Origin of the sequence: Shewanella sp. SR43-8 (genome assembly GCF_014163775.1) — a bacterium.
In the GTDB taxonomy this organism is placed as follows: domain Bacteria; phylum Pseudomonadota; class Gammaproteobacteria; order Enterobacterales; family Shewanellaceae; genus Shewanella; species Shewanella vesiculosa.
In genome coordinates this window covers 14405-37800 of sequence record NZ_JACJDX010000015.1, presented here as the reverse complement: position 1 = coordinate 37800, position 23396 = coordinate 14405, and the positions used below count along the sequence as shown (strand labels likewise).

Below are 23396 nucleotides of genomic sequence, written 5' to 3'. Positions count from 1 at the left end.
TTATTGAGCTGCTGTTTTGGTAAACTTAAGTGTCATGCGATCACTTTCACCAATATCAAGGTACTTTTGCTTATCCTGATCGCCCTTGGCCAAACTTGGGGGTAATGTCCACACACCTTTGTCGTAATCCTTTGTATCTTTAGGATTAGCGTTTATTTCAGAGCTAGCCGCTAATTTAAAACCATATTTATTAGCAAGTTCAACCATTTGGTTTTGTTCCATATAACCACTTTCAGCAGCCATATCGACATTGGCTCGGTGTTCAACAACGCCGAGTGTGCCACCAACCTTTAATACATCATGGGCGGCTTTAAACACACCTTCTAACTCGCCTTTCATGGCCCAATTGTGCAAATTCCGGAACGTTAATACATAATCTGCCGAGTTATCTTTACCTAATGACAATTTAGCCGGTGGATCGAGAGTAACAAACTGAACATTGCCCACACTGGCTTTATTTTCACTGACCCATTGCTCAAACTTCATCCCCGCAGATTTATAATACGCTGTTTGGCGATTATCTTCAGTGGGTTTTGTTTCGAAATTGGCAGCAACATATTGGCCATCAGCGGCTAAATAAGGCGCAAGAATTTCAGCATACCACCCCCCACCTGGCCATAACTCAATCACAGTCTGATCAGGTTTTACACCAAAAAATGCTAATGTTTCTGCTGGATGACGATATTGATCGCGCAGTTTATTTTTAGTCGACCGAAACTCACTGGCCACAGCTTTGGCGAGCGCAGCATTGACCTGCGGCGCAGTAACGGATTTCTCGTCAACACTATCCGCAGCGTATATTACCGTTGACATACCTAAACTTGATAAGCCAATTAAGGCCCCTAACATCATGTTACGTTTCATTTTGACACTCCCTTTTTTCGATCAACTTTACGCCAACAGAGCCATAACATAAACCCACTGAATGCAAGCCATGTTATCACCCATAACCATGCGGGTAGCCAAGTCATTTTAGCTAACATCACCGCATCGCCTTGACCACTTAACCCCAATAACACCATAGGACTAGCCATGGCATTAAGGATAATCATTAGGCCTAATATACGCAGTAAGGTGTTTAGCAGACTACTATTTTTTAATTTAAGTGGTAACAAAAAAAGTATTATTAATACGCTAAGAATAATGATCGTTAATACATCACGCGCCCAAAAAAGTAATGACGCAGCCACAGTGAGGGCTAACAAGGTTAAGGTAAATCTAATCGTTTGCTTTTGGGTTGCCATCAGAAATATTGAGTATCCCCATAGCGCCGCACCAAAATAACCAGCGTAGGCAATAAGTATACTGCTACCACCTTGACTAAAACAAAAGCCCGCGCCATTTGGAAATAATTGAATATGACTCACAGAGCTACCAGTCAATAACGTTGCGATACCGTGAGATAACTCGTGAAAGTAGCTTTCAAACCATTTAAAAGGGATAGAGATATAAGGAAATCGAGTCAGTAGGAAAGCTAGCAGTAATTCAATCATAAAACGGCTGCGACTGGGTGTTGCAGACAACGGAACATTAGGCATATAAATCAATACCAACCATTTGTTGAATTTCATCTCTTTTAGCAGAATGCTGTGTTGATAAATATTCCGCGATAGCCCCCCGTTGACTGTAAGTATCACGGTCATATTCAACCCGAGCTTGCTGTTTAGCCGACAAAGTTGAATCATCAACTATGGCCATATTGCGCGCTTCAATGCCTTGAATTTGTTGCTCGGAAGCAGAGACATTAACAACAATAGGCTCAATGGCCGCCGTAATAGGCCGATTACCAGCAACAGCTTGACTCAGGGTTATTGGACCTGATTGATTATTTGCCATTGATAATGCTGCATTTATCGCCATTAACGACACCATTTACCCATACTTGTATCATATACTCTATGTCAAATTACCTTTAATGGCTATTCTCGACCAGGAAGTTTTTTCCATGTAACGGTATCTCGAAGGTACACTGGTGCCAGTTCATCAACACTGGTCTGTAATCCATGTTGGTACCCGTGCTGCGCCAGAATTAACATGGCTTTCGCATCTGGATAAGTCGCTTCTGCACATAGTGTCATGTTTGGCGCAATATTGAGTAACTCTGGATAAGCTTCAAAACCGGTACCGCATACACTAATACTTTGCTGGGTATCGAGTATTAATTCAATTGCCTCTGGTACGCTAACGTGTTCTTCACCCACTAATGTCGCTATGCCGTCTTTGGCAATGTATTGGCCCCAATAGACTTCGTTCATGCGGGCATCAATACAACATAGAACTTGGCAGGCATTGTGTTGTGATATTGCTAACTGAGCCATTGCGGCTAACGTTGAAATACCAATAACGGGTAAATCAAGGCCTAACGCTAAACCTTGCGTCATACTGGTACAAATACGAATACCGGTAAAACTACCAGGGCCACGGCCATAGGCAATCATGTCCACATCGGCCAATGTCACTTGGGCTTGGGCCAATACATCATCAACCATAGGCAATAAACGTTGGCTGTGTTCACGAGGAGCATCGGCAATAAGTGCAAACACCTTACCATTGGTGGTTAACGCAGCAGAGCAAGTTTCGGTGCAAGTATCAAGAGCGAGGATGGTTAACGGCTTTGGCATTATGATGGGTTACCCAGTAAAAAAGCATCAAATTAGACTTAATATGATAACTGATGCGCACCGTTTTAAAAAGCTTAAGGAATTTGTTTTAAAAATTGTAATGCACGGTCTAAGTCACGTGTACGCTGCATTGGTGGCAGAGAATTAATAAAAGCTTGCCCGTAAGCCCGATTAACAATGCGGTTATCGCACAAGATAAGTACCCCGCGATCTTTTTCATCGCGAATAAGCCGCCCGACTCCCTGCTTTAAACTAATGACTGCTTGCGGCAAAGAAATATGGCTAAAGGGGTCAAGTCCCTGACGCTCGGCATTGGCGGCACGGGCTTTGTATAAGGCATCATCTGGTGACACAAACGGCAGCTTATCAATAATCACGCAGCTTAATAATTTACCTCGAACATCGACCCCTTCCCAAAAGCTGCTGGTACCGAGCAAAACGGCATTACCTAACTGTCTAAATTTATTTAACAAACTTTGTTTACTCGCTTGGCCTTGTACCAATAAAGGATAAGCCACTTTACCTTGCAATGCCGATGCAACTTGCTCGAGCATTTGATGGCTAGTAAACAAGATAAACGTGCGGCCTTGCGCAGCATTGATTGCTTGAACACATACATCAACCAGTTGTTTAACCGTATGCTGCGACTGCCCCACTTTACCTAAATGACGTGGCACACAAAATACTGCCTGATTAGGATAATCAAACGGGCTATCTAAAATAATTTGTTGTGCCGATGATAATCCTAGCTCAGTCGCAAAGTGAGCCAGACTGCGGTTCACCTGCAAGGTTGCCGAGGTAAAAATCCACCGAGTATTGGCATCAAATAATTGTTGGCATTGTTTAGCGACATTGATAGGACTAAGTCTTAACATGATAAAACGCGGACCTAGTTCAACACTGTAAGCTGCTTGAATATCTTTACATTCAAAATAATCTTGCAGCTTTTGAGACAATTCATACAATTGCTCGAACGCTAAATCGAGTTGATCATCGCGACCAAGATGATGGCGCATAGAATTGGCCAGATCAGTCAACGCTTGCTGTAATGCCCACGACACTGTCGCTAAGTGTTTATTGGCAAGTACTTTTCGCCAATCAGATACTTGACTGTCGTACATGGCATTATGCCAATCACTTAACGCTAACAAACCACGTTGCGACAATTGCTCTAGTTGAATGCTGTCGCGGATCACCTCTTTGTGAATTTTGATGATGCCATTTAATAACAGATCAATTTCGCGGCTGGATATATGACTACCAAAATAGTTAATGCAAATATCTGGCACTAAATGGGCTTCATCAAAAATGACCACATCAGGATCTGGCAGTAACTCGGCAAATCCGGTGTCTTTGAGTAATCGGTCGGCAAAAAATAAATGATGATTGACCACCACCACTTTGGCCTCCATCGCCCTAATCCGCGCTTTACGGGTAAAGCACACGTCATAATGGTCACATTTTTTACCCGTACAGGTTTCTTTGGTGCTAACAACACTAGGAATAACGTCAGAATGCTCTGCCACCGAGGTTAAATTGCCTATGTCACCATCTTTGCTTAAATGTGCCCATTGGTTAATCTTAAGCAAATCATCAATATAATATTCGCTTAATTGGCTGGCCATTTGCATCTGTTTTTCAAGGCGTAAATGGCATAAGTAATTATTACGCCCCTTAAGTAATGCAACAGGCACATGGATATCGAGCATGGTTAACAATGCTGGTAAATCTTTGAGGAATAACTGTTCTTGTAGATTTTTACTGCCGGTACTCACCACCACTTGTTTGCCACTGAGCAAGGCTGGAATTAAATACGCGAAGGTTTTTCCTACGCCTGTGCCCGCTTCTAAAATGAGATTATGCTTTTTAGCAATAGCATCGCTTACCGCAACAGCCATATCAGTTTGAGTTTGGCGATTATGATAATTGTGTACATGTTTGGCTAACGCACCACGCTCGCTAAACTCATGGATTACAGATTGGGTCAATGTAGAGCTCAAAGCATCCTCAAATTATCGCGCTAATGCTGATGTGATGTGGTTTGCGCTATTATGCTTATAACCGCTCCATGTTCCAACTGTTTATCGCCAAAAGTTGTAAAGGCAGTTGTATAAACAATATCGATGATTTGACTAAATTTAGACCAGAAACAAAAATGCTGGCCACCAGCGTGACTCAGCATTTCTTGACTCGTATAAAATATAATCAAAAGTTTATTTTTTAGTAATTCAGAGAACTGGTTTTGAATGTGGTGTTCAGGGGTGAATTCAAATACCACTTTTTCATTGGTAACCTTGCGTTTAACACTTATGCTCGTGACTTTTTCTGCCGATTTTGACCGAATAAGTCAAATGACAATATATCAGGCATCACAAAATCATCCGTAAAACATATCTTCTATATCCACATTGCCACTTGCTCCTTGGTGGGTTTACTGCCTTTGTGGACCACTTTTTCATCAATCACCACTGCTGGTGTACTCATCACCTCATAAGCCATAATTAGCGCCATATCGGTGACTTTTTCGATTGTTATCGTGACCCCTTTTTCATCCGCAACCGCTTGAACAAGTTCCGCAGTTTCAAGGCATTTTTTACAACCAGAACCTAAGACTTTAATGATTTTCATTTTTTACTCCTTGCGACTAGCCTAATTAATTAGCAGACAATAGAAACGGTGCAACCCCATTAAATATCCACCCCACTAAGGTGAATGCAACCAACAGTAAACAAAATAGGATGACGAGCAATCGCCATTGCATGACTTGCTTTAGCAAAATAAACTCAGGAAAACTGGCAGCCACCGTGCTCATACAAAATGCCAATGTGGTGCCTATTGGCAAACCATTAACAATCAGGCTTTCCATGACCGGAATAACTCCGGTCGCATTCGAATATAACGGAATACCGAGTAACACAGCAGCAGGAACAGACCACCATTGTCCGTCACCCAAATGCGCGGCAATCCAGCCGTCTGGGACAAAGCCGTGTAATGCGGCGCCCAAGCCCACACCAATAATGACCCATTTCCACACTCAGCCAAATATATCTAGCATCTCAGTTTTGGCAAATTGATGCCTTTGGCTTAACGACATGGCTTGCACATTGGCACTATCATCAACTGTATTGCCAGCCTTCTGCTGACCACGTTTTAACGCTTCTGCTGCAAATGATTGTAACCAACGCTCAGCCTTAATGCTGTCAAGAAACAAGCCGCCCAGCATACCGACACTCATGCCAACAGCGATATATAACAAGGTAAACTTAAGCCCTAAGAGGCTCATTAACAGCAATATCGCCACTTCGTTGATTAAAGGTGAGGTAATCAAAAAGCTCATGGTGATCCCCAATGGGATCCCCGCAGAGGTAAAGCCTAAAAATACCGGAATACTCGAGCAAGAACAAAATGGCGTTACCACACCAAAACCCGATCCCATTAGGTACCCTAGCCCTCTGTGCTTGCCGGCTAAATAATCTCTGACTCGCTCAACATTTAACGATGCTCGCATTAAAGCAATGAGATAAATCATCACCAATAACAAAGCAAAAATTTTAGTCACATCTTCAGCAAAAAAATGCAGGGCATCGCCGAGTTTTGTCTCTGGAGACAATCCCAATACACTGTAAACAAGCCAAGAGACAAAATCTGAAAAGACCTGAAACATAAGTCGGTAACCCCAAATTTACTTGATATTAGGATAACGGCTTTTACTCAGGCGATATAAGCGCTAGATCTCGCTTTTGCGGATAGTAGAAATAAACTTAAACAAGCTAATACGGGAAATGTTGAAATGGAAAATCTTAATTCAATCAATGAATGATATGCAACATCATCTTATAAGGTGTGCTAACAGATAAAAAGCAGCAGACACAATCAATTAGTGTAAGCTAGCACTATGCTTTCTTTCATTTAATCGCAATGCCCAGTTTCCCTTATGTTGCTGCTCACAGGCGGTTTCTGTATCGAAGCTAACATGTTGATTAATATTTTTAAACTCAATGCCATCTTTAGCTAAAGTACACTTAATTAAGTCTAATAATGCGGCTTTATCACCATTTTGGCTACATTGTCTTAGTTGTGTTTCAGTATCAAATATACACACTATCTGAAGGCTCTTAGGATACAAATCATAGTCAACAATATGGGTAATCCACGCAAAACCAGGATAGGCATTTAATGCATGTTCGCATACGGCCGTTAACCCTAGCCTTATTTGATTGTCTCTTTTTTTGTCATTTTTACGCATAAATACTCGCTTGGGGCCACATAGTCTAGATACTAATGATTAATTCAATATAAAAGTTAGTCAGTTAACAGTCATTCTATCATATCTGTGGCGGAACAATTTATTGCAATATTAACAGCATCATAATAACGTAACCTAAATGAGAGTGAATCGAGCAAACACAGTAAGCTTAAGGAAAAGCAGTAATGAAATGGTTAATCGTGGTGGTAATAAGTTGGTGTATCGGGTTTATCAGTTATCCACTGATCTGGCCGAGTGATGTCATAGACACAACTAAAACCACAGAGGAGTTGACTCAAACTCCACAAACCAACACGCTAAATTCGCTATCGGCAGAGAAACTAGCCTTGCATTCAGTAAATTATCCTTCGCAAAACTCTCTAGACCGCGATGCTTTTAAGGCGTCATTAAACAGCGATGAAACACCTTACATGTCGATTTTTCGTATCATGCAATTGGCTGAACAAGATCCCCTTGAAGCATTGCTCGTTGCCCAAGAAACGCAACACGAAGACTTATACGGTTTAATTTTAGAAATCGCTGGGAAAATGCAATTTTCGAACGTGATCTCATGGTTAGAACACCAAAAATCCACTGAGCTATACGAATCATTACTCGACAGTTATTTGCGCGGTCTAGCGACCGTTAATCCACAGCAGGCGTTAAACGAGATTGATTTATTAGCAGTAGAGCCGATGAAGTCATCGATAATGATGTCGATTGTCGATTCATGGGCAAGCTCAGATGCAATAGGGGCATTTGAATGGTTAAAGTTACAACCTGAAACACAATCGACCTTAAAAATGTACTTAAATACTATGTATTATTACATTGAACAATCACCTAATGAGGCTGCAAATCTTATTGCATCGTTACCATTGAATGAGTCGACAAATTATCTGATTACCTCGATGGTATATCAGCTAGTTGAAAAGAATATTCAAGAAGCTGTTGATTGGTTGGACGGCATTGCAGTTGAACAACGCGCCAGTGGCGTTTTCATTATTTCACGCAAAATGGCAGAAACCGATCCAGAGGCCGCGTTGATTTTTTTAAATAATCAAAAACAAAGCTACAATTTAAACCAAGACTATTTCAATAGCGCCCTAGCAGAAATCGCCAGTGTTGAACCTAACATGATGTTAGCCAGACTTGATAACTACGAGGCTAGAGTGCAACGCGATATTATTATTAACGCTAGCTATGCCCTAGTAGAATATTCTGAAAACGATTTTTTACAATTGATTAATCCATTGTCTGATAACAACAAAGATATTGCATTAAATCAACGTTCAGCTCAGCTGAACCAAACAGATCCGCAGCAAGCGTTTAATGTAGCCGAACTCATTAATGACCCCGCAACACGACTAGAATCGATTATAAATACTATTACTGTGTGGAGTGGATTTGATAAGCGATCGGCGCTGGCAGCCATTGATAACTCAAGCCAACTAACGGCCAGTCAAAAAGGTGAAATCAGCACTCAAATACAATTACAGCTGACATCGTCAAATATTATTTATCCATAAATGCCCATTATGAGATGGCCTCCATGACTTGCTGAGTGACTCTATGTGATAATTTAACAATATCAGTATGCTGTTATCAATTCATGATAAACAAAACAGATTAAACACTAGGTGTGCTGAGAGAGGATGCGGGTTAGATGCGGTTTTTTGCTTAAAAAGGGTATGATTTAAACTGACAATATAGGCTAAGTAACCAGCTGAGTTAGCACTATATCAACTGACATTGACTCTATTTCCACCCGCATTTTTAGCACTATACATAGCCTTATCTGCATGTTGAATCAATTGCTGTTCATCATCACCATCATCAGGATAACGTGCCATACCAATACTAGGGGATAGCTGCAGAACGAGATCATCAAACCGATAAGGTTTATCGAGTTCAGAACGAATGTTTTCAGCAATAACAAGCACTTTCTCTAGAGAATTAATACAGTTTAGTACAACTAAAAACTCATCGCCGCCAAAGCGTCCAACCGTATCCGATTTACGAACACAATGGCGTAAACGTTGAGCTATACTCTTTAACAGTTTGTCACCAACCAAATGGCCATAACTGTCATTGACATGCTTAAACCCATCAATATCAATAAACAGTAATGATAAAGATGCTCCCTCACGACGCGCTAACCCTAATGACGTTTGCAAGCGTTCAAATAACAATGCTCTATTGGGCAATTCTGTTAATGGATCATGTCCTGCAATGTAATGAAGTTGTTGTTCCATTTTTTTGCGCTCAGTGATGTCGTGAGCAATCGCAATCCTCAACTGATGATCTTCTGACCACCTTGCTGACCACAGAATATCAACTATGTTGCCATCTTTGCGGACCCAACGATTTTCAAAACGCCGCTGATGCACTCCGCTCATCAGTGTTTCAACAACTTTAAGTGTTTTTAGTCCATCATCAGGATAAACAAAATCTATCATTGGTTTATTGATGACTTCAGCTGGTGCATAGCCAAATATATCTTCAAACGCTGCACTCACAAATACAAAACAACCACTTTTATCCACTACACAAACAGCATCAAGCATTAAATCCATAACTTCCCTAAGCGCAGCTAGGTCAATGGTCTTCATACAATGCATACCCCGAGAACGTTGTTTTATCACTAATAAAGCAATATGTAATATTATGAGCTTAGTTAAATATACTCAATGACTTTAATGAATATCCTTTAATGACACCCATTAAAGGAGTGTAATGTGTGAAGCCATATTAGCAACAAAGTATAGTGTATCGATTCAATAAAAAACAAATAAACCATTAACAATATTCACTTTTCACTCCAATTTTGACCTATTTTACCATCAGCTTATGACCTTTCCGATGTATTAAATGAGTAAAATTAATACAACATAGTATTTAGTATCATTAGATAATCAACGACTCAATGGTTACAAAAAAGTTAACCCGAAGATAACACCATCCTGTAAATTTGGCTGACTGCTGTCCTAACGGTGAACAAATAAACTCATATCGCTTTATTAATAACCAATAAATATCTTGTTATTGGTTTATTTAGGTAACTTGACATTAAACTTATAACTTATGCAAAAATTTTGACCTGTAAATCGCATTTTATGTTTATTGACTATTGCAAACTGTTATAAATACGGTTAAGTTTAATCGTATAGTTTTTAGCGAATAATTAATGTAAACGTAATGGTTAATTGATAGTCAATAACAACCATTACAGCAAGCATACTTAAAGAGTAATTAATATGAACATCCAAGTGACTACATTCCACCATCATCACCATATGCGGTAGCCTTCGGATGCTTACTGCCGAAGGATGTTATCCTTCTGGTGGTGAACAAAATTTCACATAAACCCCTGGAAGGAATTTCAGGGGTTTTTTGTTTTTCTAAATTTATATTTTTATTTAAGCTTTTAAATTTACAGAATTTTATATTTAATACATAAGGAAGTATCACATGAGTGAGTCAAAACGTTTACGTATCGCCATCCAGAAATCAGGCCGTTTATCAAAAGAGTCTCAACAGTTACTAAAAAGCTGTGGGGTTAAATTTAATGTAAATGAGCAACGCTTGATTGCACACGCAGACAATATGCCAATCGATTTATTACGCGTTCGTGATGATGATATTCCAGGCCTAGTAATGGATGGTGTTGTTGACTTAGGTATTATCGGTGAGAACGTTCTTGAAGAAGAGCAAATTGAGCGTCAACTCGCAAACAAGCCTGCTGAATGCACTAAATTACGTGAGTTAGATTTCGGTTCATGCCGTCTATCATTAGCTGTACCCAATGAGTTTGAATACAAAGATGCCAACTCACTTGAAGGCTTACGCATTGCAACCTCTTACCCGAATTTACTGCGCCGTTTTATGCAAGAAAAAGGCATTAACTACAGCGATTGTATGCTAAAGGGATCGGTTGAAGTAGCGCCACGAGCAGGATTGTCAGACGGTATTTGTGATTTAGTCTCTACAGGTGCCACCCTTGAAGCGAATGGCTTGTATGAAACTGAAGTGATTTACCGTTCAATGGCGTGCATCATCCAATCTAATACAACTCAATCAACTGAAAAACAAGCACTAATCAATAAAATCCTATCGCGTGTTAATGGCGTTATCCGTGCTCGCGAAAGTAAATACATCTTATTGCACGCGCCAATTGAAACCTTAGATCAAATCGTTGCCCTACTCCCTGGAGCTGAAAACCCAACCGTATTACCACTAAATGACGACACTAATCGGGTGGCAATTCACGTTGTAAGTACTGAAGATTTATTCTGGGACACAATGGAAGAATTAACTGCGCTAGGTGCAAGCTCAATTCTGGTCATGCCTATTGAAAAAATGATGGGGTAACACAAATGCAAATTCTCGATTGGGCTTCTTTATCTACCGAACAGCAACGACAAACCTTAGCGCGCTCTCCATTAGTGGGTGACGCAAGTGTTGAGCAAGGTGTTCGCAACATTATTGAGCAAGTTAACGCTCAAGGTGATAGCGCATTATTGGCTTATAACAAACAATTTGACGGTGTTGAGCTAACAGAATTAGCGTTATCAACTGACGCCATTGCTGCAGCATGTGCACGAGTGGGTGACGACGTTAAGCAAGCAGTTGCACAAGCGGTCAACAACATTGAAACCTTTCATAAGGCGCAAGTGTTTCAGGGTGTAGATATTGAAACTCAAGCAGGAATTCGTTGTGAACTCAGAAGCGAGCCTATCGAGCGTGTTGGCTTATATATTCCAGGCGGTACGGCACCATTAATCTCAACGGTCATGATGCTAGCCTTACCGGCAAGAATAGCCGGTTGTGGCAAACGCGTATTAGTCAGCCCTCCACCAATTAATGATGCAATTATTTATGCAGCCAATGTTTGCGGCATTACCGATATTTTCCAAGTTGGCGGCGCGCAAGCCATAGCAGCACTGGCTTTTGGAACAGAATCCGTACCAAACGTTGATAAAATATTTGGTCCGGGTAATCGTTACGTGACTGAGGCGAAACGCTTAGTGTCACAAGACAGCCGTATTAGCGTATCAATTGATATGCCAGCGGGTCCTTCTGAAGTACTCGTGATTGCTGACAAAGATGCTAATCCTGCTTTTGTAGCATCAGATTTATTGTCGCAAGCAGAACATGGTGTTGACTCGCAAGTGATGCTAGTGACCGATTCATTAGCACTGGCAGAGCAAGTCAACCAAGCATTAATTGAGCAATTAGCACCATTGAGCCGTAAAGACATCGCCGCAGAAGCGCTTAAATGCAGCAGAAGTATCATTGTCAGTGATATGGATGCGGCCGCTAAAGTGTCTAACTTGTATGGCCCGGAGCATTTGATTATTCAAACGGCTGCACCTCGGGAAGTACTACAGCAAATTCGCGGTGCGGGTTCTGTGTTTTTAGGCGCATTCACCCCTGAATCGGTTGGCGATTATGCCAGTGGCACCAACCACGTGTTACCGACCTATGGTTACAGCCGTTCGGTATCTAGCTTGTCATTAGCCGATTTTAGTCGCCGCTTTACAGTGCAAGAACTCAGTCAGCAGGGATTACAAACCTTGGGGAAAAGTGTCATGGTATTAGCAGAGAATGAGCTTTTAGATGCACATAAAAATGCTATCGCAATCCGTTTAGCCAGTATTTAACTGTTAAGCCTAGAGCAAAATCTGTCGTGTTCAGTTAACACCTTATTAGAGTTGAAAGTAGAGAGCATAGCCATGAGCCAGACCCAAGTAGCGACTTTTGATCCAAACACCTTGGCCAGACCCGAATTACTCACGTTAACACCTTATCAAAGTGCCAGACGTATTGGCGGTAGAGGTGATATTTGGATCAATGCCAATGAATCGCCATTTAATAATAGCGACCTTGATAAAGTGAACCGTTATCCAGAATGCCAGCCACCTGAACTCATCAATGCTTACAGCAGTTATTCAGGTGTGAAAGCCAGTAACATAATTGCCAGTCGTGGCGCTGATGAAGCGATTGAATTACTCATTCGCACCTTTTGTATCCCTGGCGTCGACAGTATTGCTTGCTTTGGACCGACTTATGGCATGTATTCAATTAGTGCCGCAACCTTTAATGTGGCTGTCACAGCGCTAAGTTTAACCGACAACTATCAGTTACCGGACGCGTGGCCAACCCAAATAGGCAATGCAAAAGTAGTGTTTATTTGTAATCCCAATAATCCAACCGGCACCGTACTTGCTAAAGACAAGATTGAACAAGCCATTCAAGCGGCGCCAAACTCGATTGTAGTGGTCGACGAAGCTTATATTGAATTTTGCCCAGACTACAGCGTGGCTGATTTACTTGATCAGTACCCTAACCTTGTGGTGTTGCGTACCTTATCAAAAGCATTTGCCTTAGCTGGTGCTCGATGTGGCTTTATGCTTGCGAGTGATGCCATTATCGATTTAGTGATGCGAGTTATCGCACCGTATCCAGTACCTTTGCCAGTATCTGAACTTGCGGTAAGCGCCTTAAGTCCCGCTGGCATCGATACTATGCGAACTCAAGTCGCCAGTTTAATTGAACAAGGCCAACGCTTAAGCGTTGCGTTAACCGCCTATGGCGCTACAGTACTGCCTGCTAATGGTAACTATGTGTTAGCAAAATTTGACGATGTTAGCGCTGCAGCCAAACGATTAAGTGATTCCGGCGTGGTTGCCCGTGCATACAAAGATCCACGCCTTGCTGATGCAATTCGCTTTAGCTTTACCAATGAACAACAAACCAATTTGATTATCGCTTTGTTTGAAAAAGCGGTGTCAGAGTCATTAGCATAGAAGTTAAAGCCGTTTCAATAAGCACAGTGATTAGCCTATTGAAAAACACATAGATCAAATTGAATAGATAAAACCAACAGATTAAAACAAATAAAATTACACCCTATTTAAGGCATTGAACATGAAACAGAACATATTATTCATCGATCGCGATGGTACATTAGTGGAAGAGCCTGCCATCGACAAGCAGCTCGATAGTTTGGCAAAATTAGTGTTTGAACCACAAGTGATCCCAGCGTTACTTAAATTGCAAAAAGCCGGTTTTCGCTTGGTGATGGTCAGCAACCAAGACGGTTTGGGCACTCCTTCGTTTCCAAAAGAAGACTTTGATGCCCCGCACGACATGATGATGCAAATTTTTGCAAGCCAAGGTGTGGTATTTGACGATGTGGTTATCTGTCCACACTTTAATGATGAAAACTGCAGCTGCCGTAAACCTAAACTAGGCTTAGTAAAAGACTACTTAACCCAAGGCAAAGTAGATTTTACCACTTCAGCAGTGATTGGCGATCGTGAGACCGACGTTGAACTTGCCAATGCAATGGGCATTAAAAGCTTTAAATACAATCGTCAAACACTCGACTGGGACGCTATAACCAGTGCTTTATTAAGTAAAGGTCGCGTGGCAACAGTAGTGCGTACCACCAAAGAAACCAACATCAAAGTGACCATCGACTTAGATAATCAAAGCAAGGGAAAGATTGAAACCGGAATTGGCTTTTTTGACCACATGCTGGATCAAATTCAAACCCACGGTAACTTTAAAATGGACGTGCATGTTGACGGCGACCTAGAAATTGACGACCACCACAGTGTAGAAGATACCGCACTGGCCATTGGCGACGCGATTCGTCAGGCCCTTGGCGACAAGCGCGGTATCGCTCGTTTTGGGTTCAGCTTACCTATGGATGAAGCCAGCGGCGAGTGCCTAATGGACATTTCTGGTCGCCCATTCATAAAGTTCAATGCTGACTTTGATCGTGAAATGGTCGGTGAAATGGCTATCGAGATGGTGCCACACTTTTTCCGCTCATTCGCTGATGGCCTACGTTGCACCTTACACATTGGTTCGCAAGGCGATAACGATCACCACAAAGTAGAAGCACTGTTTAAAGTGTTAGGCCGTACGCTTCGCCAAGCGGTGAAAGTAGAAGGTGACATACTGCCATCAAGCAAAGGTGTGCTGTAAGGAGTTCATGTGACACAAGTATCGAACGCTTCAAACGCTACCAATGATCTTACCGTGATTATTGATACCGGCTGTGCCAATTTAAGCTCTGTACGGTTTGCTTTTGAGCGCCTTAACGCCAATGTCTTAGTCAGCGCTGACTTTGATGTGATCCGCAGCGCAGCAAGAGTGGTACTGCCAGGTGTTGGCACCGCTGGTGCGGCCATGGACGCCTTAAAACAAAAACACCTAATTGAGCTGATTAAAAGCTTAACGCAACCTGTTATGGGCGTATGTTTAGGCATGCAAATGCTGGCATCATTGTCTAATGAACATGGTGGTCGTAGCGAACAAAATATCACCTGTTTAGGCTTAGTGCCGACTGATATTGGTGACTTGGACAGCAAGGGTATGCCCCTGCCGCACATGGGCTGGAATCAAATTGAGCTGAGTGATCACCCATTATTTGTCGGCATTGAAAATGGCAGCTACGTGTATTTTGTTCACAGCTACCGTGCGCCAATCAGTGAATACACCCTAGCCAGTAGCACTTATGGCGAGTCATTCAGTGCCGCCATTGGTAAAGGTAATTTTTTTGGGGTGCAATTCCACCCAGAAAAAAGTGCCAAAGTGGGCGCACAAATTTTGCAGAACTTCTTAAACATGGGGACACCACAGTGATTATTCCTGCCATTGATCTAATTGACGGCCAAGTGGTGCGTTTGTACCAAGGTGACTATGACAAGCAAACCACCTTTGACTTAAGCCCTCTGGCACAATTGCAGTCTTATCAAGCCCAAGGGGCAAAACTGCTGCATATCGTCGACTTAACCGGTGCAAAAGATCCTAATAAACGCCAAACCCAATTAATCGCTGAACTTGCTGCAGGGCTTGATGTTGATATTCAAGTCGGCGGCGGTATTCGAACTGAAGCGCAAGTAACAGAATTATTAGCTATCGGTGTTAAGCGTGTAGTCATTGGATCACTTGCGGTTAAAGAGCCTGAGCTGGTGAAAAGCTGGTTTGTAAAATACGGCAGTGAAGCCATTTGTTTGGCTCTGGACGTTAACATCAACGATAACGGCGAAAAAATTGTCGCGGTATCGGGTTGGCAGTCGGGGGGTGGTAAGTCATTAGAGTCGTTAGTGGCTGAATTTGAAACCGTCGGCCTTAAGCATGCTTTGGTGACTGATATCAGCCGTGATGGCACCTTAACTGGCGCCAATACGCAGCTCTACACTGAACTTGCCGCGACTTACCCTACTATCCTTTGGCAAGCCTCTGGTGGCATTGCTACGCTCGATAACGTTGCCGCAGTCCGCGACAGTAAAGCATCAGGTATTATTATCGGCAAAGCTTTATTGATTAATCAATTTACCGTCGAGGAGGCAATACAATGCTGGCCAAACGCATAGTTCCGTGTCTTGACGTTCGCGAAGGTAAAGTGGTTAAAGGTATACAGTTTCGCAACCACGAAATTGTCGGTGATATCGTTCCCCTCGCCGCGCGTTATGCCGAAGAAGGCGCTGATGAGTTAGTGTTTTATGACATTACAGCCAGTGCACACGACCGGGTTATCGATAAATCCTGGGTAAGCCGCGTTGCTGAACAAATTGATATTCCGTTTTGCGTCGCCGGTGGAATTAAAACCATCGAGCAAGCACGCGAAAAACTCGCTTTTGGTGCGGATAAAATATCAATTAACTCGCCAGCATTAAGCGACCCGAGTTTGATATCACGCCTACAAGATGAGTTTGGCCGCCAGTGTATCGTTATCGGCATTGACTCATTTTATGATGCTGCAACTGACAGTTACAAAGTAAAACAGTTTACCGGCGATGAAGCAGCGACCAAAGACACTCAATGGTATACTCAGGATTGGGTTGAAGAAGTACAAAAGCGCGGTTGTGGCGAGATTGTATTGAACGTCATGAACCAAGATGGCGTGCGCGGTGGTTATGACATCAAACAACTTAGCATGGTACGCGCTATTTGCGATGTGCCGTTAATTGCTTCTGGTGGTGCAGGCACTATGGAGCACTTTAAACAAGTGTTTGAACTTGCCAAAGTTGACGCCGCATTAGCAGCAAGTGTGTTTCATAAAGGCATCATTGATATTGGTGAGTTAAAAAGATACTTGCACACCAATAACATCGCGATTCGTTTATAAGCTTAGATTTTTACGAGACTAAACATAGCCTCACCCAAAAAGAGATTACAAATGACAGACATCAAATTTGATAGCACAGGCGTAGATTGGGACAAGCAACAAGGCTTGATACCAGCAGTGGTGCAGCACCACCTAACGGGCAAAGTGCTTATGCTAGGTTATATGGATCAAGCGGCATTAGAGAAAACCTTAGCCACTAAACAAGTGACCTTTTTTAGTCGCTCTAAACAACGTTTATGGACCAAAGGCGAAACCTCTGGCAACACGCTTGACCTCATCGCTATCGACAAAGACTGCGACAACGACAGCTTTCTAGTGCAAGTTATTCCTAATGGGCCTACGTGCCACACAGGGACAGAAAGCTGCTGGAAAGATGGCAACGCACATCCTTTTATCGATAATCTGACTAAACTGATTATTTCCCGTAAAGGCCAAAGTGCTGATTCAAGCTATACTGCCTCACTATTTGAACGTGGTACTAAACGCATTGCCCAAAAAGTCGGTGAAGAAGGCCTTGAAACAGCCCTTGCCGCAGCCACTCATGACAAAGAAGAGCTTGTTAATGAAGCATCGGATTTGATGTATCACTTAATCGTGTTGCTTGAAGATCAAGGTTTGTCGATGGCCGATATTAATCAAAACTTACTAGAGCGCCATACCAAAGCCAGCAAGTCTGCCACCGGTCAGTAACGTTTTAGCCCATTTTATTAGTAAAAAAGACGCCGAGGCGTCTTTTTACTAATATTATCAAAGTCATGGTTGTCGTTAAACAACTGATACACACTACAACGAATGAGTAGAATATCATAACCGATAATAATGCATTCAAATCGTATATGATTAATAAAACTCTTTTTCACCCGGAGGGCGAGTTTTCAGTAGTTTTAAAAACCACATGTATTGTTCTGGATAGGCATTAATCACTTGCTCAACCACTTTATTTAATGCAATAGCTTCGTTCTCTTTACCAACCATCTCTTGGGGATTTATCGCTGGCATCACAGTCATGATAAATTGCTTAGCTTGTTGATCGTAACCAATCTTAACTGGCATGACTTGGGCATTACCTGCTTGAGCTAAGCGCCCTACGACCGGTAATGTGGCTTTCACTGTGCCCATAAAAGGCGCAAATATACTTTTATCAGGTCCGAGATCTTCATCAGGCAAATAGAAAAAACTATTATCGTTTTTTAATTCGGCTAACAAGGCTCTGATCCCTGCTTCACGCATATACACACGTCCACCTTGACTGCTACGCATTCGGTTACTAAACCAATTAAATAATCCATTTCGATGTGCTTTAACCATAGTCACTAACGGAATTTCTAAGTTGATTCTCAGGCCCGCGTATTCCATCGGCCAGACATGCGGCATAATAAAAATGATCGGTTGCTTAGCATCTCGAGCAGCTTGCACATTTTCGAAGCCATTAAGTTGAATACGGCGTTTTAAGTAGGCTTTAGACCGAATAAGCAACTCAGCTTGTGACAATAAGGTAATCACAAAAGTCTCAACATTTTGTTTAATTAACTCATCGACTTCGTCAGGCGACTTATCAGGGAAACAATGGGTAATATTAACCTTTGCGATTCGTATTGGTTTGCTGGCAACTTTCATCACCACGCGGGCCAATAATTTCGCAATAGGATCTCTTACAGTTGCGGGAAGAACACCAAACAGAAACAACACGGCGATGGCTAACCATGTTCCCCAGTAACGAGGATGCAGTAATGATTGCTTAAAACGAGTGTCAAAATATTTTGCTTGTCGTGCCAAAAGAATCTCCAAATAAACTGACCGTGAGCCACGGCAAAAAATAATATACTAACAAGGTCATTATACTCGTGATTAAGGAGTGCAAACCAACATTATAATCAACAATAACAAAACGACAGTATCACCTATAGCATCGCTCTGACGCATAAGACAGCGTCAATAAGATTATCCGATATAACAATTTGAAATACCAATTCCATTAATTACGTGCTCAATCAGAGCCACTGGATTTTTTCAGTTTGAGGCGCATTGTTGAAATAATGCTTGTCCCTCATAAAACAATGCCACAAAAAATGGAAACCTTAAGTGAGTCCCAAGGGCGGGTTTTTGCACCATCTACACTGCTTAATATGATTTTTGAGGTAGAACAACAATGCCTACAATCCTATTACTTGCCTAAAAGGCACAACACTCCCACTGAATGACCAGATAAATATTGGAATGGGTATAATATCCATAATCAATACAGACGATAAACGGTATTCGTCAAACTCAAAAACAAAAGAGCCACTCAATTAAGAGTGGCTCTTCGTAATACAGATCCGATCGGATTGGCGTATTAACTAGTGAATTATTTTTTACCCGAGTTTGCCGCTTCAACTCGTGATTTTAGCTTCTGTCCAGGACGGAAGGTAACAACACGACGTGCAGAAATCGGAATATCTTCACCAGTTTTCGGGTTCCTTCCCGGTCTTTGATTCTTGTCCCTAAGGTCAAAGTTGCCAAAGCCAGATAACTTGACCTGCTCACCACTTTCGAGTGCTTCACGAATTTCTTCAAAAAAAGACTCGACCATCTCTTTAGCCACACGTTTGTTAATGCCTAATGTTTCAAAAAGATGTTCTGCCATTTCGGCTTTGGTAAGTGCCATACTTTAATCCCTCAACGATGCGTTGAACTCGGTCTTTAGAGCCAATACCACTGATTCCATAGCCTCAGTAATATCTTTATCTTCAAGTGTGCGAGTAGTGTCTTGTAACGTAAGTGCGATGGCTAGGCTCTTTTTGCCAGGCTCAACACCTTTACCTTGGTATACATCGAACAAGTTTAAGCCAACCAACTGATTTTCGCCAACTTTTCTTATCAAATTCATAACATCAGTTGCAGAAACAGTTTCATCTACTACTACCGCGATGTCGCGACGATTGGCAGGAAACTTAGATACAGCTTGGGCTAGCGGCAAACGGGCGTGCAATAATGCATCCAGTTCTAACTCAAAAACAATTGTTTTACCATTGAGGCCAAACGGCTTTTCCAAACTAGGATGGATAGCACCGATGTAACCAATGACTCGATTATTTCTCAATATTTCAGCACATTGACCTGGATGCAGCGCAGGATGTGTTGCCCCTTTAAAACTAAATTCTGTAGAGGCAACTGTCAAGCCGATTATTGCTTCTAAATCACCTTTTAAATCAAAGAAGTCGACAGTTTTCGATTCCATTGACCAATGTTCGTCATTTTGAACACCAGAAATAACCGCGCCCAGCATAGCTTGTTGACGAACACCAGAATCTGCTTGTGCATCAGGAACAAAGCGTAAACCGGTCTCAAATAAACGTACTCTATTTTGCTGACGGCTTTGGTTGTAACCTACAGCAGTCAATAATCCAGTAAACATCGACAAACGCATGGCTGACATTTCAACTGAAATCGGGTTTGGCAACACCATGGCTTCTTCGCCTGGGTGCACAATATTCTGCATTTTGGGATCAACAAAGCTGTAGGTCACCGCTTCTTGAAAACCACGTGCAACAAACACACTGCGCACACGCTTAAGCGAGATATCAGCTTCTTGGTGATCAGACATGCTTAACGCAGCCATAGGGGCAACGTTAGGAATGTTGTTGTAGCCGTAAATACGCGCCACTTCTTCGATCAAATCTTCTTCAATCGCCATATCAAAACGATAAGTCGCGGTGGTCACATTCCATACATCAGCGTTGGTTTGCACGCTAAAACCTAAACGTTCTAGTATTTCAACCACGTCAGAGTCAGGAATAAAGTGACCTAAGGTTTTATCTAACTTGCTACGACGCAAAGTAATATTAGCCGCTGTTGGTAAATGCTCCGCAGACAAAGCTTCAATCACTTGCCCTGCTTCACCACCACAGATATCTAATACTAGGCGAGTAGCACGATCCATCACCTTATGTTGTAGCTCAGGGTCAACACCACGTTCGAAACGGTGTGACGCGTCTGTGTGTAAGCCTAAACGACGTGATTTACCCATAATGGCTAGTGGTGAGAAGAAAGCACATTCCAAAAGGATGTTTTGGGTGTGTTCACTCACACCGGTACTCTCACCACCAAACACGCCTGCCAATGCAACAGCTTGTTTATCGTCGGCAATCACTAAGGTGTCGTTAGGTACAGTAATTTCGTTACCATCTAGCAAAGTTAACTTTTCAACACCATCTGCCAAACGCACAGTAATGCCGCCGTTTAAGGTAGCTAAATCAAACGCATGCATTGGCTGACCAAATTCGATCAACACATAGTTGGTGATATCAACAATTGGATCAATTGAACGAATACCGCTGCGACGTAGCTTTTCTTGCATCCATAATGGCGTAGCAGCTTTAACATTAATGTTCTTAACCACACGGCCTAAGTAACGAGGGCACAAATCTGGCGCCACAACATTAATGCTAAACGGTGCGTCAATAGTCGCTGTAACAGCTTGCCAAGAAGGCTCGGTCACTGCTTGACGATTTAATACGCCCACTTCGCGCGCAAGCCCTGCCATGCCTAAACAATCAGCACGGTTAGCTGTCAAATCAACATCAATAATGGCGTCATCTAATTGCAAGTATTCACGCACATTTACGCCTAAAGGCGCATCTAGTGGTAATTCGATAATGCCATCACTTTCGATGTCCATACCTAACTCGCCATACGAGCACAACATGCCCATTGATGGTTGACCACGTAATTTGGCTTTTTTGATTTTAAAATCGCCAGGCAATATTGCGCCGACCATAGCTACCGCAACTTTTAAGCCTAAACGGCAGTTTGGTGCGCCACAAACGATGTCGATAAGTTCATCGCCGCCAACATTAATTTTGGTAACGCGTAGTTTATCGGCATCAGGATGCTGGCCACATTCAACCACTTCACCAATGATCACGCCGCTAAAATCGCCAGCTACAGGATCAACACCGTCAACTTCAAGGCCGGCCATGGTGATTTGGTGTGATAATGCGTCACGACTTACTGATGGGTTAACCCACTCACGAAGCCAAGATTCACTGAATTTCATCTAATTTTTGCTCCGTTATTTGAATTGCTTAAGAAAACGTAAATCGTTCTCGAAGAAGGCACGTAAATCATTTACGCCGTAGCGCAACATGGTTAAACGCTCAACGCCCATACCAAAAGCAAAACCAGAATATTTTTCAGGGTCAATACCCACACTGCGCAGTACGTTTGGATGTACCATGCCACAGCCTAATACTTCTAACCACTTACCGTTTTTACCCATCACATCCACTTCGGCAGAAGGTTCTGTGAAAGGGAAATAAGATGGGCGGAAACGCACTTCTAAATCTTGCTCAAAGAAGTTACGCAAAAAGTCATGCAAGATACCTTTAAGCTCAGCAAAGTTAACATTTTCTGCAACCATTAAGCCTTCAACTTGGTGGAACATTGGCGTGTGTGTTTGGTCGTAATCGTTACGATAAACCCGGCCTGGAGAGATGATCCGTAGAGGTGGCTTTTCATGTTCCATCGTGCGAATTTGCACGCCAGAAGTTTGGGTGCGCAACATCACTTTTGGATTAAAGTAAAACGTGTCATGATCGGCACGAGCAGGATGATGCTCAGAAATATTTAACGCATCGAAATTATGGAAATCATCTTCGATTTCAGGACCTTGCTTGACAACAAACCCAAGTTCACCAAAGAATGTTTCGATACGTTCGATTGTACGCGTAACCGGATGTAAGCCACCAATATCTAACGTACGACCAGGTAAAGTGACATCGATATTTTCAGCAATTAATTTAGCTTCTAATTCTGATGCTTTCAATCCGTCGATACGCTCAGTCAACTGTTGTTGAACGGCTTGCTTTGCTTGATTGACTGCGGCACCAAAGGCAGGTTTTTCTTCTGCGCTTAATGACCCCATCATTTTCATCATGTCAGTGATTTTACCTTTTTTACCAAGGTAATCGACACGGATATCATCCAATGTCTTTAGATCACTGGCCTTATCAATGACCTCTAAGGCTTGTTCTACGATCTCGGTTAACTGCTGCATGTTATCATCCACTGCATTTGTGCATATCAATGCGATTGGGCGTCTGGTCGACTATTAACAATCAATAGTGACGACGCGGTAGTTTAACTCTTGTCAAAAGCCACAAAGAGCTAAAACTAAGGTTAAAAATAAAGACTGAAATTTTACGTTAGCGACTACCATTTTACTAGTCATTATTGGACTTTTTAATGCCAAATAGTTGTATTTAACTACAATTTCGACGTCTATGTTGCTAGTGATTGCCTATTGCCTATCATTCTTATTAACTGCAGGGGAATTTTTACATGCCAGCCACAAATCATTTGGCATAATTACGTAATAAAAAAGGCGCGTTATGCGCCTTTT

21 protein-coding genes and 1 pseudogene are annotated in these 23396 nt (G+C 42.2%); 9 read left to right on the top strand and 13 right to left on the bottom strand.

Annotated elements, in window-relative coordinates; all coding sequences use genetic code 11:
* The 8 genes and pseudogenes from H5114_RS17725 to H5114_RS17690 all read right to left on the bottom strand — a co-directional run bounded on the left by H5114_RS17725 (position 1) and on the right by H5114_RS17690 (position 6867).
* A complete protein-coding gene (locus H5114_RS17725) occupies positions 1-864 on the bottom strand; it encodes a class I SAM-dependent methyltransferase (RefSeq protein WP_124018146.1) in 864 nt (287 codons plus the stop codon).
* Complete coding sequence (locus tag H5114_RS17720) at positions 861-1538, bottom strand: M50 family metallopeptidase (protein WP_182723658.1); 678 nt, start codon at positions 1536-1538, stop codon at positions 861-863. Before H5114_RS17720 ends, H5114_RS17725 begins: the two co-directional genes overlap by 4 nt.
* A complete protein-coding gene (locus H5114_RS17715; RefSeq protein ID WP_182723657.1) occupies positions 1531-1860 on the bottom strand; it encodes a hypothetical protein in 330 nt (109 codons plus the stop codon). Before H5114_RS17715 ends, H5114_RS17720 begins: the two co-directional genes overlap by 8 nt.
* Before the next feature lie 59 nt (positions 1861-1919).
* Positions 1920-2621, bottom strand: a complete 702-nt coding sequence (gene tsaB / locus H5114_RS17710; RefSeq protein WP_182723656.1) for a tRNA (adenosine(37)-N6)-threonylcarbamoyltransferase complex dimerization subunit type 1 TsaB — start codon at positions 2619-2621, stop codon at positions 1920-1922.
* Between the two features lie 74 nt (positions 2622-2695).
* The gene (locus H5114_RS17705; RefSeq protein ID WP_182723655.1) at positions 2696-4621 is read right to left on the bottom strand and encodes an ATP-dependent DNA helicase; all 1926 of its coding nucleotides are present in this window, start codon (positions 4619-4621) and stop codon (positions 2696-2698) included.
* 397 nt (positions 4622-5018) lie between these two features.
* A complete protein-coding gene (locus H5114_RS17700) occupies positions 5019-5249 on the bottom strand; it encodes a thioredoxin family protein (RefSeq protein WP_182723654.1) in 231 nt (76 codons plus the stop codon).
* Between the two features lie 25 nt (positions 5250-5274).
* Positions 5275-6285, bottom strand: a pseudogene (locus H5114_RS17695) (permease).
* A 213-nt stretch (positions 6286-6498) separates the two neighbouring features.
* Positions 6499-6867, bottom strand: coding sequence for a Fis family transcriptional regulator (locus H5114_RS17690; RefSeq protein ID WP_182698535.1), 369 nt, complete (start codon positions 6865-6867; stop codon positions 6499-6501).
* Between the two features lie 185 nt (positions 6868-7052).
* Between H5114_RS17690 and H5114_RS17685 the strand changes: the two genes are divergently transcribed.
* On the top strand, positions 7053-8396 hold the full coding sequence (locus tag H5114_RS17685) for a hypothetical protein (protein WP_182723653.1): 1344 nt from the start codon (positions 7053-7055) through the stop codon (positions 8394-8396).
* Positions 8397-8609: 213 nt separating this feature from the next.
* On the opposite strand, the gene H5114_RS17680 is transcribed toward H5114_RS17685, so the two are convergent.
* Positions 8610-9479: a diguanylate cyclase domain-containing protein gene (locus H5114_RS17680; RefSeq protein ID WP_182723652.1), complete on the bottom strand. Its 870-nt coding sequence runs from the start codon at positions 9477-9479 to the stop codon at positions 8610-8612.
* Positions 9480-10338: 859 nt separating this feature from the next.
* Here H5114_RS17680 and hisG point away from each other — a divergent pair.
* The 8 genes from hisG (at position 10339) to hisIE (ending at position 17704) form a co-directional block, all read left to right on the top strand.
* Positions 10339-11238, top strand: a complete 900-nt coding sequence (gene hisG, locus H5114_RS17675) for an ATP phosphoribosyltransferase (RefSeq protein ID WP_124018136.1) — start codon at positions 10339-10341, stop codon at positions 11236-11238.
* 5 nt (positions 11239-11243) lie between these two features.
* On the top strand, positions 11244-12530 hold the full coding sequence (gene hisD / locus H5114_RS17670) for a histidinol dehydrogenase (RefSeq protein WP_182723651.1): 1287 nt from the start codon (positions 11244-11246) through the stop codon (positions 12528-12530).
* Positions 12531-12602: 72 nt separating this feature from the next.
* Entirely contained in the window at positions 12603-13676 is a 1074-nt protein-coding gene (gene hisC / locus H5114_RS17665; protein WP_182723650.1) for a histidinol-phosphate transaminase, read from the top strand.
* Between the two features lie 121 nt (positions 13677-13797).
* Positions 13798-14865 carry a bifunctional histidinol-phosphatase/imidazoleglycerol-phosphate dehydratase HisB gene (hisB, locus tag H5114_RS17660; RefSeq protein ID WP_124018133.1) on the top strand — a complete coding sequence of 356 codons (1068 nt, stop codon included), beginning with the start codon at positions 13798-13800 and terminating at the stop codon, positions 14863-14865.
* A 9-nt stretch (positions 14866-14874) separates the two neighbouring features.
* Entirely contained in the window at positions 14875-15525 is a 651-nt protein-coding gene (hisH, locus tag H5114_RS17655; RefSeq protein ID WP_182723649.1) for an imidazole glycerol phosphate synthase subunit HisH, read from the top strand.
* Positions 15522-16259, top strand: coding sequence for a 1-(5-phosphoribosyl)-5-[(5-phosphoribosylamino)methylideneamino]imidazole-4-carboxamide isomerase (gene hisA, locus H5114_RS17650; RefSeq protein ID WP_182723648.1), 738 nt, complete (start codon positions 15522-15524; stop codon positions 16257-16259). Before hisH ends, hisA begins: the two co-directional genes overlap by 4 nt.
* Entirely contained in the window at positions 16241-17014 is a 774-nt protein-coding gene (gene hisF / locus H5114_RS17645; protein WP_124018130.1) for an imidazole glycerol phosphate synthase subunit HisF, read from the top strand. The genes hisA and hisF overlap by 19 nt, the downstream gene beginning before the upstream one ends.
* Positions 17015-17065: 51 nt before the next feature.
* On the top strand, positions 17066-17704 hold the full coding sequence (hisIE, locus tag H5114_RS17640; RefSeq protein WP_182723647.1) for a bifunctional phosphoribosyl-AMP cyclohydrolase/phosphoribosyl-ATP diphosphatase HisIE: 639 nt from the start codon (positions 17066-17068) through the stop codon (positions 17702-17704).
* Positions 17705-17854: 150 nt separating this feature from the next.
* Here hisIE and lpxM read toward each other — a convergent pair whose 3' ends face one another.
* From lpxM to pheS, 4 genes are all read right to left on the bottom strand, one after another.
* Positions 17855-18790, bottom strand: a complete 936-nt coding sequence (lpxM, locus tag H5114_RS17635) for a lauroyl-Kdo(2)-lipid IV(A) myristoyltransferase (protein WP_124018128.1) — start codon at positions 18788-18790, stop codon at positions 17855-17857.
* Positions 18791-19361: 571 nt separating this feature from the next.
* Positions 19362-19661 (bottom strand): integration host factor subunit alpha, encoded by a 300-nt coding sequence (gene ihfA / locus H5114_RS17630; protein ID WP_011637176.1) that lies wholly within the window; start codon positions 19659-19661, stop codon positions 19362-19364.
* A 3-nt stretch (positions 19662-19664) separates the two neighbouring features.
* Positions 19665-22052: a phenylalanine--tRNA ligase subunit beta gene (gene pheT, locus H5114_RS17625; protein WP_182723646.1), complete on the bottom strand. Its 2388-nt coding sequence runs from the start codon at positions 22050-22052 to the stop codon at positions 19665-19667.
* Positions 22053-22067: 15 nt separating this feature from the next.
* Positions 22068-23051 (bottom strand): phenylalanine--tRNA ligase subunit alpha, encoded by a 984-nt coding sequence (pheS, locus tag H5114_RS17620; protein WP_182698526.1) that lies wholly within the window; start codon positions 23049-23051, stop codon positions 22068-22070.
* Between the last annotated feature and the right edge of the window lie 345 nt (positions 23052-23396).